13 protein-coding genes are annotated in these 14,359 nt (G+C 73.7%); 5 read left to right on the forward strand and 8 right to left on the reverse strand.

Annotated features, from left to right (window positions below; translation table 11 throughout):
- Positions 1-16: 16 nt before the first annotated feature.
- The 7 genes from QC029_RS10185 to QC029_RS10215 form a co-directional block, all read right to left on the reverse strand.
- Positions 17-718 carry a response regulator transcription factor gene (locus tag QC029_RS10185; RefSeq protein WP_279555209.1) on the reverse strand — a complete coding sequence of 234 codons (702 nt, stop codon included), beginning with the start codon at positions 716-718 and terminating at the stop codon, positions 17-19.
- Positions 719-952: 234 nt separating this feature from the next.
- Positions 953-2,815 (reverse strand): PQQ-binding-like beta-propeller repeat protein, encoded by a 1,863-nt coding sequence (locus QC029_RS10190; protein ID WP_279555210.1) that lies wholly within the window; start codon positions 2,813-2,815, stop codon positions 953-955.
- Between the two features lie 267 nt (positions 2,816-3,082).
- Positions 3,083-4,924, reverse strand: coding sequence for an ABC-F family ATP-binding cassette domain-containing protein (locus tag QC029_RS10195; protein WP_279555211.1), 1,842 nt, complete (start codon positions 4,922-4,924; stop codon positions 3,083-3,085).
- 188 nt (positions 4,925-5,112) lie between these two features.
- The gene (locus QC029_RS10200) at positions 5,113-5,763 is read right to left on the reverse strand and encodes a hypothetical protein (protein ID WP_279555212.1); all 651 of its coding nucleotides are present in this window, start codon (positions 5,761-5,763) and stop codon (positions 5,113-5,115) included.
- 272 nt (positions 5,764-6,035) lie between these two features.
- Positions 6,036-6,368, reverse strand: coding sequence for a thioredoxin (trxA, locus tag QC029_RS10205; RefSeq protein ID WP_279555213.1), 333 nt, complete (start codon positions 6,366-6,368; stop codon positions 6,036-6,038).
- A gap of 16 nt (positions 6,369-6,384) precedes the next feature.
- Positions 6,385-6,828 (reverse strand): MerR family transcriptional regulator, encoded by a 444-nt coding sequence (locus QC029_RS10210; RefSeq protein ID WP_279555214.1) that lies wholly within the window; start codon positions 6,826-6,828, stop codon positions 6,385-6,387.
- A gap of 147 nt (positions 6,829-6,975) precedes the next feature.
- Positions 6,976-8,631 (reverse strand): penicillin-binding transpeptidase domain-containing protein, encoded by a 1,656-nt coding sequence (locus QC029_RS10215; RefSeq protein WP_279555215.1) that lies wholly within the window; start codon positions 8,629-8,631, stop codon positions 6,976-6,978.
- A gap of 491 nt (positions 8,632-9,122) precedes the next feature.
- On the opposite strand from QC029_RS10215, the gene QC029_RS10220 reads away from it, so the two are divergent.
- Both QC029_RS10220 and QC029_RS10225 read left to right on the forward strand, forming a co-directional pair.
- Positions 9,123-9,452: a hypothetical protein gene (locus QC029_RS10220; protein ID WP_279555216.1), complete on the forward strand. Its 330-nt coding sequence runs from the start codon at positions 9,123-9,125 to the stop codon at positions 9,450-9,452.
- Positions 9,453-9,864: 412 nt separating this feature from the next.
- The gene (locus QC029_RS10225) at positions 9,865-10,191 is read left to right on the forward strand and encodes a hypothetical protein (RefSeq protein ID WP_279555217.1); all 327 of its coding nucleotides are present in this window, start codon (positions 9,865-9,867) and stop codon (positions 10,189-10,191) included.
- Positions 10,192-10,322: 131 nt separating this feature from the next.
- Here QC029_RS10225 and QC029_RS10230 read toward each other — a convergent pair whose 3' ends face one another.
- Complete coding sequence (locus QC029_RS10230) at positions 10,323-12,095, reverse strand: dolichyl-phosphate-mannose--protein mannosyltransferase (RefSeq protein WP_279555218.1); 1,773 nt, start codon at positions 12,093-12,095, stop codon at positions 10,323-10,325.
- 95 nt (positions 12,096-12,190) lie between these two features.
- Here QC029_RS10230 and rsmI point away from each other — a divergent pair, with 95 nt between their 5' ends.
- The 3 genes from rsmI (at position 12,191) to QC029_RS10245 (ending at position 14,326) form a co-directional block, all read left to right on the forward strand.
- Positions 12,191-13,042: a 16S rRNA (cytidine(1402)-2'-O)-methyltransferase gene (rsmI, locus tag QC029_RS10235; protein ID WP_279555219.1), complete on the forward strand. Its 852-nt coding sequence runs from the start codon at positions 12,191-12,193 to the stop codon at positions 13,040-13,042.
- Between the two features lie 84 nt (positions 13,043-13,126).
- Entirely contained in the window at positions 13,127-13,390 is a 264-nt protein-coding gene (locus QC029_RS10240) for a hypothetical protein (protein WP_279555220.1), read from the forward strand.
- 84 nt (positions 13,391-13,474) lie between these two features.
- A complete protein-coding gene (locus QC029_RS10245; protein WP_279555221.1) occupies positions 13,475-14,326 on the forward strand; it encodes a TatD family hydrolase in 852 nt (283 codons plus the stop codon).
- Positions 14,327-14,359 lie beyond the last annotated feature (33 nt).

Genomic DNA, 14,359 nt, shown 5'->3' on the forward strand with positions numbered 1-14,359 from the left:
GGGCCGGGCCGGGGGATCAGCCCGGCCCCGCACCCGCGTCCGCGCCCTCCCGCGCCCCGGCCACCCGGTCCAGCAGTCCGGTACGGGCCGCCAGCGCCGCCGCCTCCAGCCGCGAGCCGACGCCGAGCTTCATCAGCACCCGCTGCACGTGCGTACGGGCCGTGCTGGGGGCTATCCCCATCCCCACCGCGATCCGCCGGGTGTCCTCCCCCTCCGCCACCCGCACCAGCACCTCGGCCTCGCGCGGGGTGAGCATCCGCAGCAGCCGCACGCCCTCGTCGTCCGGCTCGGCCCTGGGGTTGAGCAGTTCCGCGAACGCCCCCTGGAGCAGGTGCGGCGTCACCGCCGCCTCCCCGGCGCGCGCCCTGACCATGCCGCGCTCGACGCCCTCGATCCGCTCGTCGTGCCGTATGTAGCCCGACGCCCCCGCGGCGAACGCCGCCGCGATGCCCCGCGGGCTGGGCACCGGTCCCAGCACCACCACGGCGATCTGCGACCGCTCCCGCTTGATCCGCGCCACGGGGTCGAACGCCCCCGGCTCCGCGGGGGCCGCCGTCCCCCACAGGCACACCTCGGGGGCCCGGCCGATCACCAGCTCGGCCGCCCCCGCGGCCGGCGCGGCGGCGGCGAGCACCCGGTGCCCGCGCAACTTCAGCGCCGAGGCGAGCGCCTCGGCGTGCAGACGGTGGTCGTCGACCACCACGAGCCGCACGGTCATCCACACCCCTGTCGTTCCGTCTGCCCCGCCCCAGGGACCGGGCCGCGCCCCGTCCGGCCCCGGCCCCGGCCCGCCCGGCTCCGTCTTGCCCCCGGAAGCTACACGCTCCCCCCGTGTCGCGCGTCCCTTCCGGCAAGAACTCGGGCAGGAACTCCCCGGGGCGCACGCGAGCGGCCCCGCACCCCTTCGCGGAAGGGGCGCGGGGCCGCCGGGCCGGGGCGGTGGGCCGCCGGGTCAGCCGAACGCCAGGATGCTGCCCTCGTTGAGGCTGGAGTCCTGGTAGAACCGGTGCACCACGAGGAAGAGCCTGCCGTCGTGCCAGTACGGGCGGCCGTTGCCGAGGGAGTTCATGCCCCGCTCGGCGTCCATGTCCTCCTCCGGCATCCGCGTGTACGGAGTCGGCTTGCCGGTCTTGGGGTCGATGGACGTGATGAGGCCGGGCTTCTCGTAGTTCGGCTGCTCGTAGCCGAGCAGCCTGCCGTCCTGGACGGTCAGCGGGGTGGTCTGGCGGCCGTCCTCCGTCGGCTCCGAGAGCCACTTCGACTTGCCGCTGGCCAGGTCGAACGCGGCGATCTCGCTGACGCTGCCGCCCTCGCCCTGGTGCATGTTGGTCTGGAGGTAGAGGGCGTCGTTCGCCTTGTCCACGACGACGTTGTGGCAGTCGGCGAGCCCGATGCCGCCGCAGGAGAACCAGTAGCGCTCCTTGGGCAGGCCGATCTTCGCCCTCAGCTTGCCCTTGTCGTCGAGGACCATGATGTCGGTGAGGTCGTACTCACCGCCGGCCTCGACGCCGATCACCACCGGGTCGACCGAGAAGACCCGCTTGATCTCGACGCCCGCGGGGGCCTTCCACTCCCAGCCCTTCTTGCCGTCGGGCCTGACGGACTGGAGCGACTGGCTGTCGCCGAAGCCGCACTCGATCTGCGCGATGAGCTGCTTGCCGCCGACGTAGGCGCGGTCCTGGCACTCGGAGCCGTCCTCCATCTGCCACAGCTTCTTGCCGGTGGCCAGGTCGTAGCCGACCGCGTCGCCGATCCACGCCGCGGCGGCGGTGTCGCCGCTGACGGCCATCTCGGTGTAGTTGAACTCGGTCGCGCCCCGGTCCTCGGAGGGGAGGTCCGCGCGCCACAGCTCCTTGCCCTTGGCGAGGTCGATCGCCATGATCTTCTCGCACTTGCGGCCCCACTGGACCACGGTCCTGTCGCCCGACGCGTCGGGAGCGGCCGCGCACCGGGGACCGCGCACGAGGTCGATGGACCAGGCTTCCTCGCCGCTGTCCGCGGCGTAGGCGGTGACGGAGTCGACCGACGCCCTCACCAGGTTGCCGCCCACCGTCCAGGTGCCGGGGACCTCGTAGATCTTGTCCTCGCCGGCCGGCAGCTTCGGCGCCTCCACCCGCCAGATCGCCTCGACCCGGTCCTTGTGGCCGCCGCTGCCGTCGTCCCCGCCGGTGGAGCCGTCGGTGGAGCCGCCGTCACCGCCCCGGGTGGTGCCCTTGTCGCCCTTCTTGGCCTCGGTGCCGCCGTCGTCCCCGGTCAGGAACCAGATCCCGCCGCCCGCGACGAGCAGGACGGCGACGACCGCGGCGACGATCGCCAGGATCTTGCCCTTGTTGCCCCCGCCGGGCGGCTGTACGCCGCCGCCGTACATGGGCTGGGTCGGGTACTGCCCGTACGCCGGCGGCTGGCCGTACGCCGGCTGCTGACCGTAAGCCGGCGGCTGCCCGTAGGCCGGGGGCTGCCCGTACGGCGCCTGCGGCGGCTGGCCGAACTGGCCGGGCGGCTGCTGCGGATAGCCGTACGACGGCGGCTGACCGGGCGGGACCTGCGGCGCCTGGCCGAACTGGCCGGGCGGCTGCTGCGGATAGCCGTAGGGCTGGGGGGCCGGGGGCGCCTGCGGCCCGGGGGGCGTCTGCGGCGGCTGTCCCGGCGGGTCCGCCGGAGGCGGCGTCTTGGACAGCGGGTCCTGCGGAGACTGCCCGGCCTGTTCCGGCTGCCCAGACCGTTCCGGCTGCTCCGGCCCGTCCTCCGGCTGCTCCGGCGGCGGACCGAAGCCGCCGGACGGCGGCTGGCTGGGTGGCGGAGGCGGCTGCGACATGGGTTTCCTCATTCACGCGCGGACCGGCTGCCCAGCCCCTCAAACCCCCGTAGGGCAGAGCGAATCGGACATGGCCCGCCACTTTTCGGCTGTGGTCGGCCTGTGACGCCGACGGTCGGAAGAAACTCTTTCTACCACCGGACACCCGGAGGGCGACCGCCGGTTCCCGCTCCGGCCCACCAGGTGAGACCGGTCCGCGACCGCGCCGTTATCGTCGCCGTCACCGCCGCCGCGTCCGCCCCCGTCACCGCCGCCGGGCCCGCCCCGTCAGCCCTCGTCGGCCAGTTCCAGCCAGCGCGTCTCCAACTCGTCGCGCTCGCCCGCCAGTTCGCGCAGCTCGGCGTCGAGTCCGGCGACCTTCTCGAAGTCGGTGGCGTGCTCGGCCATCCGCGCGTGCAGCTCCGCCTCCCGCTCCCCGATCCGCTCCAGCCTGCGCTCGATGCGCTGCAACTCCTTCTGGGCCGCCCGGGAGAGGGCCGCCGGCTTGGCGGGCCCGGCGGGCGCCGCCGCCGGGGAACCGGTGGCCGCGGTGGCCGTCGCCGGGGCCGGGGCGCCCGGGGCGGTGGCGGCCTGGCGCAGCCGCTCGCGGCGCTCCAGGTACTCGTCCAGCCCGCGCGGCAGCATCCGCAGCGTGCCGTCGCCCAGCAGCGCGTACACCCGGTCCGTGGTCCGCTCGACGAAGTAGCGGTCGTGGGAGATGACGACCAGTGAGCCGGGCCAGCCGTCGAGCAGGTCCTCCAGCCGGGTCAGGGTCTCGATGTCCAGGTCGTTGGTCGGCTCGTCCATGAACAGCACGTTCGGCTCGTCCATCAGCAGCCGCAGGAGCTGGAGCCGCCGCCGCTCGCCGCCGGAGAGGTCGCCGACCGGCGTCCACTGCTTCTCCTTGCCGAAGCCGAAGCGGTCGCACAGCTGGGAGGCGCTCATCTCGCGCCCCTTGCCCAGGTCGACGCGCGAGCGCACCCGCTCCACGGCCTCCAGCACCCGCCAGGCGGGGTCGAGTTCGGCGACCTCCTGGGAGAGGTAGGCCAGCCGCACCGTCCTGCCGACCCCGATCCGGCCGGCCGCGGGCTGCTTCTCGCCGCCGCTGTACGCCGCGTCCGCCAGCGCCCGCAGCAGCGAGGTCTTGCCCGCGCCGTTGACGCCGACCAGGCCGATCCGGTCGCCGGGGCCGAGCTGCCAGGTCAGGTGCTTGAGCAGCACCTTGGGCCCGGCCTGGACCGTCACGTCCTCCAGGTCGAAGACGGTCTTGCCCAGCCGCGAGCCCGCGAACCTCATCAGCTCGGCGCTGTCGCGCGGCGGCGGTACGTCGACGATCAGCTCGTTGGCGGCCTCGACGCGGAAGCGGGGCTTGCTGGTGCGGGCCGGGGCGCCGCGCCGCAGCCAGGCCAGCTCCTTGCGGACCAGGTTCTGCCGCTTGGCCTCCTCGGTGGCGGCGATGCGCTCGCGTTCGGCGCGGGCGAAGACGTAGTCGCTGTAGCCGCCCTCGTACTCGTGGACCGTGCCGCGCTGCACGTCCCACATCCGCGTGCACACCTGGTCCAGGAACCAGCGGTCGTGGGTGACGCACACCAGCGCCGAGCGCCGGGCCCGCAGGTGCGCGGCGAGCCAGGCGATGCCCTCGACGTCGAGGTGGTTGGTGGGCTCGTCCAGCACGATCAGGTCCTGCTCGGCGATGAGCAGCTTGGCCAGCGCGATGCGCCGCCGCTCGCCGCCGGAGAGCGGGCCGATGACGGTGTCCAGGCCCTGCGGGAAGCCCGGCATGTCCAGGCCGCCGAAGAGTCCGGTGAGGATGTCGCGGACGCGGGCGTTCCCGGCCCACTCGTGGTCGGCCATGTCGCCGATGACCTCGTGCCGGACAGTGGCGGCCGGGTCGAGCGAGTCGTGCTGGGTGAGCACGCCCAGCCGCAGCCCGCCCGCGTGGGTGACCCGGCCGTCGTCGGCGGGCTCCAGCCTGGACAGGATGCGGATGAGGGTGGTCTTGCCGTCGCCGTTGCGCCCGACGACGCCGATCCGGTCTCCCTCGCTGACGCCGAGGGAGACGCCGTCGAGCAGCGCACGGGTGCCGTACACCTTGCCGACGGCTTCCAGATTGACGAGGTTCGTGGCCATGGGGCTCCCGCTGCCCGGCAGGCGCCGGGCTGGTGTGGTCTTCGGGTGGGCTGGTCAGCCTCTCAGCCTAGTCGCCGTCCGGGTGCGCGCGCTCGTGCCCGCCCCTCCCCGCCGGCCGCACCGGCCGCCACGGCCCCGTCCAGGGCCCCGTCCACCGCCGCGCGGGCCGGCCGGGCGACGGCCCCGGCTCAGTACGACGGGCTGTGCTGGGCGGGGGCCGAGCGCGGGGTCGGCCGGTTGAGGCCGAACAGCGAACCGGTGGCGACCGTCAGCTCGGCGGCGCAGTCCGCCGCCGGCTGGTCCGGGACGCCCATCCGGCGCAGCGCTCCGGAGAACACGTCCTCCAGCAGGGCCAGCCGCCAGCTCAGCTCGGCGGGGCCGACCTGCTGGCCGTCGCGCGGCCGGCTCGCCAGGACGGTCAGCACGTCCTGCGCGTTGCTCTGCAGGTCGGCCAGGGACTGCCAGCCGTTCGGCAGCCGCGCGGGGGCCTGCCCCGACGCCTCCGCGCCCGGCGCGCCCAGCGTCATGGGCAGCTGCGCGGGGATGGAGGAGTACCAGTCGACCAGCGCGCCGCTCAGGTCGGCCCGCAGCCCGTCGAGGAAGCTCAGCAGCACGGCCGCGCCCATGGGGGCGCTGACGGGCTCGACGCGCGGGGCGGAGTCGCCGGGGGCGGACTGCCGGCCGGCCGCGTCGGGGCCCAGGAAGGACCGGATGACGACCGAGACCTCCTCCTGCTGCGCCGGGGCGTTTCGCTGGGACGGCACCAGCAGCGCCCGTACGGGCGCGATACCGCGGGCGGCCTGCTCGGCTGCCGCCTGGCACGCGTAGTCAGTGGGCACGGGGATCCCCCTTCTCCCGAAGCCGCCTTCTCTCCGCGGCATCGGCCTTACGTTTCGGGGCCGTACCGTATCGCTCCGCGACGGCTGGGGGGAGGTGTCGGTCACGCAGAGTTCTCGCAGGGCGGTCCCCGGGACCGGCCGCCCCGACCGCCCGGCCACGGGTCCGGGCGCGGCGGCGCCGCCGCGCCTCCCCGACGGCCGGGGACGGCCGGGGCCCGTCCCGCTCCCCGGCCGTCCCCGGCCTCCGCGGGCCCCTACCGCCCGTCACACCGTCACAGCACGCCGGCCAGTTCCTGGAGCAGCCGCCGCTTCGGGCGCGCGCCCACCACGGTCCGCACCGGCTCGCCGTCGCGGAAGACCATCAGCGTGGGCAGGGACAGCACCCCGTACGCCACCGCCGTCCGCTGGTTGGCGTCCACGTCGAGCTGGACGACCGCGAGCCGGCCGGCCTCCTCGCGGGCCACTTCCGCCAGCACCGGGGCGATCATCCTGCAGTACCCGCACCAGTCGGCGGTGAACTGCACCAGGACCGGTCCCGCCGCCTCCAGCACCTCCTCGGCGAACGTCGCGTCCGTGACCGCCGTCAGTTCCCCGGTCAGCGTCATGCCGTTCCTCCCCTTCTCACAGCCGGTACGGCCCGTGCGGCTCGCACGGCGCCATCGCGCACCGCGGTCGCGGCCCGGTCGTCCCGGGCGCCGGGCGCCCGGGTTCCGGGGCGCCCTCCGCCCGGGAGAGCTGGGCGGCGATCGCGTCCCGCACCGTCCGCAACCGGTCGATGCAGTCGTCCAGTTCGGCGAGCCTGCGGCGGTACGCCTCCAGCGAGGCCGGGCACGCGTCGCCCGTCGGATGGCCCGCCCGCAGGCACTCCACGAACGGGCGGGTGTCCTCCAGACCGAAGCCGAAGGCCTGGAGGGTCAGGATCTGCCGCAGCAGCCGCAGGTCCTCCTCGCCGTACTCGCGGTAGCCGTTGGAGGTGCGCCGCGCCCGCAGCAGGCCCAGCGACTCGTAGTACCGCAGGGCGCGGGTGGTGGTCCCCGCGCGCTTCGCCAGCTCGCCGATCCGCATGACCCGACCGTAGACCTTCACGCCGACGTCAACGCCAGCCCCGGCGCCGGGCCCGATACCGGTCCCGGTGCGGAACGGGCACGGCCCGCGCGATGCCGTCTCGCGCGGGCCGTGCGGGGTTCGGGGCGGCCGGGGGCGGGGTGGCGGTCAGCCGATGGAGTTGAGGACCTGGCGGACGACCGGGCCCGCGTTCTTGCCGCCGTGTCCCGAGGCCGGGACGACCGCCGCGGCGGCCATGTCGTTGCGGTAGGCGGTGAACCAGGCGTTGGGCTTCTCCTGGCCGTCCACCTCGGCCGAACCGGTCTTCGCGCCGAAGTCGCCGCTGGTGCCGGCCATCGCCTCGGCCGCCGAGCCGCTGGTGGCCGTCAGCCGCATCAGGGAGCGCAGCTCCTGGGAGACGGACGCCGGGAGGGTGCGCGGGGCCTTGGCCAGGGTGCGGCCGTCCACCTCGGGCGAGACGATGTACGGCTGGTTGAACACGCCGCTCTTCACCGTGGCCGACACCGAGGCCATGATCAGCGGGTTCGCCCGGACCCCGCCCTGTCCGATCAGCGAGGCGGCCATCTGCGCGTGGGACTGCACGGGCACCGAGCCGTCGAAGGTGGCGGTGCCGACCTGCCAGGTCAGCCCGATGCCGAAGACGTCGCGGGCCTGCCGGGTGAGGTCGTCGTCCTTCAGCTCGCCGGCCTGGCTGATGAAGGCGGTGTTGCAGGAGGCGGCGAAGGACTGCGCGAAGGTGCCGCCGTTGATCTCGAACTTGTCGAGGTTCTGGAACTTCCAGCCGCCGTGCGTGAAGTACTTCGGGCAGGGGTGCTGCGCGGAGCTGGAGGCCAGGCCCTTCTCCATGAGCATCGACGCGGTCACGATCTTCATCGTGGAGCCGGGGGCGAGGGAGCCCTTGAAGGCGGTGTTGAAGCCTCCGGCCGGGGTGTTGGCGACCGCCAGGATCTCGCCGGTGCTGGCCTTCAGCGCGACGACCGACGCCTTGGGCCTGCCCGCGATGGCCTGGACGGCGGCCTTCTGCACCGTGGCGTCCAGCGTGGTCCTCAGCTCGCCCGGGGTGCCCTCGCTGAGCCGCTTGAGCGTCTTGACCTCCTTGCCCGCGGCGTCGACGATCCGGGTCTCGACACCGGGCTTCCCGTCGGTCCTGTCGCCGTAGCGCTTGCGCAGGTCGGCCAGGATCGCGGCCAGTTCGGGGTGGGCCTCGGGCGTCAGCTCGGTGCCGTTGCGGTCCAGGGCCTTGATGGGCGGGGCCTCGGCCTCGGCGGTCTCCAGCTTCTGGCCGTCCTCGAGCGCGGGGTGCACGACGGACGGCTCCCAGTCGACGACCGGCCGGCCGGTCGCGGCGTCCCGTACGACCGTCAGCTCCGACTCGTAGGTCCAGACGCCGGGCTTCTCCTCCTCGTCGTACTCCACCCGGGCCGTGACCGTGAACGGGACGTCGGCGCCCGCGGCGGTGCCCGGCCGCAGGCTCACGCCCGACACGCGGACGTCCTCGCGGAAGCCGGCCAGTGCCCGGGCGGCGGCGGCCCGGTCGTCGGTCAGCGCGGCGGCCTCGTCGGCCTTCCCCGCCTGCCAGGCCCGGAGGAACTCTCCGGCGGTCTCCCGGACCTCCTCGTCCGAGGGCGGGCCGGTCTCGGCCGCCGGGGCGTCGGCCTTGCCGTCGGCGAGGGCCACCCCCTGCCGGTCCCCGCCACCGGACGTGCCGCTGTCGCCGATCAAGGTGTACGCCCCGAACCCGGCGGCTCCGACCACGGCGGTGAAGACCGCTCCGATCACCGCCACCTTCTGACCGTCACGCATGAGTCTCCCGAGTCTCCGCCCCTGCCCCGGCCCGACGCCGCCGGGGCTCGTGCGCAGAACCCTAGAGCACGTGAGCGACACGAGTCAGATCCAGGTGTCCGCGCGCGGACCGGGCCGCGGGCCGTGAACGGGCGCCGGTCCTTTCACCGTCCGCCACGAGGATGATTAGTATTCTTTTCCGAAGATTAATGACAGGAAAAACGTGCCGCTCTCGGCTCCGTCCGCCCGGGACGCGGCCGATTCACCCTTTCGGCAGCAGTACCATCACTCCCGCCCCGTCGTTATCAGCACGAAGCAGAAGGCCGATCCTCCTTACCGGCAATCACCGTTCGGGCCCGCGTCGCCTCCAGCGACGCGGGCCCGCAACACGTATGGAGCAGAAAAGAATTTCACGGCGCGCGGCAAGGCTTACCGTGTACTCGGCGAGCAGGTTCGTAGCATTACGCACCGCAAGCCTGTGAAGCGGCTTCGTACATTGGAGGTACACGCCCATGAATCTGAAGCGGACTGCTGCCGTCGCGCTTTCCACCGCCGCGCTGCTGATCGGCGGAGCCGGTGTCTCCCACGCCGGCGACGGCCCCAAGTTCCAGAACAACGCGCAGATCCTGCCCTGCGCCAACCTCGAGGTCATCAACATCCCGATCCTGTCGGCGGACATCAACAACCTCGACTGCTCGGTGAACTACAAGAAGAAGGTCCACGTCGAGTCCTACGGGTCCGACCGGGACCGGGACCGCGAAAGGGACCACCACAAGGGCGACGAGGACCACGGCAAGGGCTACGAGGACCACGGCAAGGACAACGGGTACGACAAGCACTGAGAGTCGGCACCACGACCGACCACGGTCCTGGAAGGCCGCCCCCGGTTCACCGGAGGCGGCCTTTCGCCTTTCCGCTCCATATCCGCGGGATAACACGGCGAAACAACACCCGGTTGGAGCAACGGCGACACGAAACCGCAGGTGGTTCACCGATCGGCGATGTCGGACACGAACTTTCCGAAGACACGCAGCGGCGTAAAAGCGTGCAAACGCGGATTCGGTCGGTTAATGTCGCCGACGTGGGGGCAACTCCCGCCTTTCCGGTGAGCCGGCCGCACGGCGGCCGCAATCCGGAAACCGGTTATCCGGCCGCTCGGCGGCGGCCGGGGACATCGGAACCTTCCTTCTCTCGTCAAGGAGACAAGACCGCATGATGCTGAAGAAGACGCTCGTCGTTTCTTTCGCCGCCGCCATGGCCCTCGCGGGTGGGGCCGCCAGCGCCCACGCCGGTGAGGGCAAGTTCGAGAACAACGCGCAGATCCTGCCCTGCCCGAACCTCGAGGTCGTCAACATCCCGATCCTGTCGAGCGACGTCAACAACCTCGACTGCTCGCGCAACTACAAGGAAGAGGTCAGCATCAAGAAGGTGACCAAGGTCGAGAAGGAGCACAAGCTCGTCTTCGCCCCCGAGCTGGAGCAGGCTCAGGGTCAGGGCCAGGGTCAGGAGCAGGACACCAAGCAGGGCCAGAAGCAGGAGGGCGAGCAGGACCTCCAGAACAAGAACAAGATCAAGGACTGACCCGCATCTGACGTTCACCCGTCAGATCGCTCGGACCCCCCAGATGACGCCGCCCGCCGGGTTTCCCGGCGGGCGGCGTCGGTCGTGTACGGGCGCCCGAGGGCACGGCCCCGGGGGCCGGCCCCGGGCCCTCAGATCCAGGTGTCCAGCCACATGCGGGCCTGCCAGGCCTCCTTGGGGATCTGCACCCCGGTGTAGAGCGGGTGGAAGTAGACGAAGTTCCAGACGATCAGCAGGACGAGCACGCCCGCGCCCACGGCGCCCGCCGCCCGCCGCCGCTCCGTGCTGCCGGGCGGCCCGAGGAGCGCGCCGATCGCCATGGCCAGCGCCAGGCACAGGAACGGCACGAAGACGACGGCGTAGAAGTAGAAGATCGTGCGCTCCTGGTACAGGAACCACGGCAGGTAGCCCGCCGCCACCCCGCACAGGATCGCGCCCGCGCGCCAGTCGCGCCGCAGCGCCCAGCGGTACAGGCAGTACAGCAGCGCGAAGCAGCCCGCCCACCACAGCAGCGGGGTGCCCAGCGCGAGCACCTCGCGGGCGCAGCCGCCGTCCGCCGTACAGCCGTGCTCGCCCCGGTCGGAGGACTCGTAGAAGTACGACACCGGGCGGGCGGTCACCAGCCAGCTCCAGGGGTGGGACTGGTAGGTGTGCTCGGAGGTCAGCCCCACGTGGAAGCTGTAGACCTCGCTCTCGTAGTGCCACAGGCTGCGCAGCGGCGCCGGGACCCAGGTCATGTCGAACTGGGGCAGGGGGAGCTTCAGACCGGTGAAGGGGACGGGCAGCGACTCCGGCGACAGGCCCCGCCGGTTCTCCGCCCAGGTGCGGAAGTAGCCGTCCCGGCTCGCGAACCAGCCGGCCCAGGAGGCCAGGTAGGTGGCGACGGCGACCGGCACCAGGGAGAGGAAGGCCGGGGCGGCGTCACGGCGCAGCATCGACCGGTGGGGGTGGTACGCCCCGGCGGTGCGCCGGGAGGCGGCGTCCCACAGGACGGTGAGGATCCCGAAGGCCGCCAGGACGTACAGACCGCTCCACTTGGTGGCGCAGGCCAGCCCCAGGCAGAGCCCGGCGGCCAGCCGCCAGGGGCGCCACCCCAGGCCCAGCCGGTCGCCGACCCCCGCGTCGGGCCGCCCGTCCGGCGGCAGGGCCCCGGCGAGCCGGGCGCGGACGTGGTCGCGGTCGACCAGCAGGCAGCCGAAGGCCGCCAGCACGAAGAACATCAGCACCAGGTCGAGCAGCGCGGTGCGGCTCATCACCAGGTGCAGCCCGTCCACGGCCAGCAGGAAGCCCGCCAGGCAGCCCAGGGCGGTGGAGCGGAACAGGCGGCGGCCGATGCGGCAGACCATCAGCACCGACAGGGTGCCGAGCACGGCGACCATGAAGCGCCAGCCGAAGGGCGTCAGGCCGAACGCCGCCTCGCCCAGGGCGATGATCCACTTGCCCACGGGCGGGTGCACCACGTACGAGGCGGCCTCACCGAGCGGGGCGGCCGCGGGGTTGTCGAGGATGGTGTCGTTGGCGCCGTCGGGCCAGGTCCCCTCGTAGCCGAGCTTGTACAGCGCCCAGGCGTCCTTGGCGTAGTACGTCTCGTCGAATATCACCGCGTGCGGCGAGCCGAGGTTCCAGAACCGCAGGAGACCGGCGAAGAGCGCGACGAGGACCGGGCCGCCCCACCCCGTCAGGCGTCCCAGCAGCCGGGCGTCCTCGCCGTCCAGCCCGAACAGGCCCCACACCCGGCCGCGGCCGGGCTCCGGGTACGGCGGCACCAGCCGCTCCCGCGCGCCGGCCCGCGGTGGGGGCGCGTATCCGTATCGCCGCAGCCGCCCACGCCACGACGGGGGCTGCTCCCCGACGGACTCCCCGTGCCGGGCCTGGGTCGCGGTGTCACTGGTCACGCGGGCCATCGTAGGGAACGGCCCCGCGGCGCCGTGCCGCGTACCGGCGCCCGGGCCGTGCCGCGCCGGTCCCCGGCCCCCGCCGGAGCTGCGAGGATGGCGGGGTGAGCGGAACACTCGTACTGGCAGGCACACCCATCGGCGACGTCGCCGACGCACCGCCCCGGCTCGCGGCGGAACTGGCGGGGGCCGACATCGTCGCCGCCGAGGACACCCGGCGGCTGCGGCGGCTCACGCAGGCGCTGGGGGTGCGGATCTCCGGCCGGGTGGTGTCGTACTTCGAGGGCAACGAGGCCGCGCGGACGCCCGAGCTGGCCGACGCGCTGGCGGAGGGCTCCCGGGTGCTGCTGGTCACGGACGCCGGGATGCCGTCGGTCTCCGACCCCGGCTACCGGCTGGTGGCCGCGGCCGTGGAGCGCGGGATCAGGGTCACGGCCGTGCCCGGACCGTCCGCCGTGCTGACCGCGCTGGCGCTGTCGGGGCTGCCGGTGGACCGCTTCTGCTTCGAGGGCTTCCTGCCGCGCAAGGCGGGCGAGCGGCTGGCGCGGCTGCGCGAGGCGGCCGGGGAGCGCCGCACGCTGGTCTACTTCGAGGCCCCGCACCGGCTGGCCGCCACCCTCGCCGCCATGGCGGAGGCCTTCGGCGCGGACCGCCGGGCCGCGGTGTGCCGGGAGCTGACCAAGACGTACGAGGAGGTCCGGCGGGGCCCGCTGGAGGAGCTGGCCGCCTGGGCGGAGGAGGGCGTCAGGGGCGAGATCACCGTCGTCGTCGAGGGCGCGCCCGCCGAGGCGCCCGGCGCGGTGGACGCCGCCGAGCTGGTGCGCCGGGTCGCGGTGCGCGAGGCGGCCGGGGAGCGCCGCAAGGAGGCCATCGCGGAGGTGGCGCGCGAGGCGGGGCTGCCCAAGCGGGAGGTCTTCGACGCGGTCGTCGCCGCCAAGAACTCCGGGACGGGGTGAGGGGCGGGAAGAGGGACCGGACGGGCCCGTGCATTTCCGGCCGGGAAGGAGTCCACTGGTAGGGAGGAACGGGAGGAGATTCCCATGGCCCCCAGGAACGAGACCGTCCACGAGGAGTACTCCTTCGCCTGCATGCACTGCGGCCACGGCTGGGAGCGGGCGTACCGGATACAGCACCACACCGACCTCGACGGCCGGCCCTTCGTCACCTACCACGACCCCGGGAGCGGCGAGCGGGTGCCGTCGCCGCTGACGCGCCCGGTCTGCCCGAACTGCGACACGCACGTGGTGCGGATCATGCGGGCGGGACAGGTGCACACCGCGGAGCACGCCCTGCCCCACGAGTGACCGGACGACCCGGCGACCCGACGGCCGGACGACCGGACGGCCGGCCGTGCGGGCGGTCGGGACGCGCGTCCTAGGATCGCGGGCATGGAGAAGTCCGCGAGGTCCGCCGCCGGGGCCGCAGAGCCCGCGCCGCCGCCCGTACCGCTGAACGTGCCGGTCGCCGACTCGCACACCCACATCGACATGCAGGACTCCACCGTCGGCGAGGCCGTCGCCGCCGCCGCCGCGGTCGGCGTGACGACGCTGGTGCAGGTCGGCTGCGACCTGGAGCGGTCCCGCTGGTCCGCGCGGACGGCCGCCGAGCACGACGCGGTGTGGGCCGCCGTCGCCCTGCACCCGAACGAGGCGCCGCGGCTGGAGCTGGACGGCGGGCGCGGGGCCCTGGACGCCGCCCTGGAGGAGATCGCCGAGCTGGCCGCCCGGCCGGAGGTGCTGGCCGTCGGCGAGACCGGCCTGGACCACTTCCGGACGGGCGAGGAGGGCCGGGAGGCCCAGCGGTACTCCTTCCGCCGCCACATCGAGATGGCCAAGCGGCTGGACAAGGCGCTGGTGATCCACGACCGGGACGCCCACGAGGACGTGCTGCGCGTCCTGGAGGAGGAGGGCGCCCCCGAGCGGACGGTCTTCCACTGCTTCTCCGGCGACGCCGCGATGGCCGAGGTGTGCGCCGGGAAGGGCTGGTTCATGTCCTTCGCCGGCAACGTCACCTTCAAGAACGCCCGGCCGCTGCGCGAGGCGCTGGCCGCCGCCCCGCCCGAGCTGCTGCTGGTGGAGACCGACGCGCCCTTCCTCACCCCGGCGCCGTACCGCGGCCGGCCCAACGCGCCGTACATGATCCCGTACACGCTGCGCGCCATGGCCGAGGTCAAGGGGCTGGACGAGGACGTGCTCGCGGCGCACGTCGCGGCCAACACGGCACGCGCCTTCGGCTACTGACGGGCGCGCGGGGGCGGGTGCGCGCGGTGCGGC

The sequence above is a fragment of the Streptomyces sp. DH37 genome (assembly GCF_029813835.1).
In the GTDB taxonomy this organism is placed as follows: domain Bacteria; phylum Actinomycetota; class Actinomycetes; order Streptomycetales; family Streptomycetaceae; genus Streptomyces.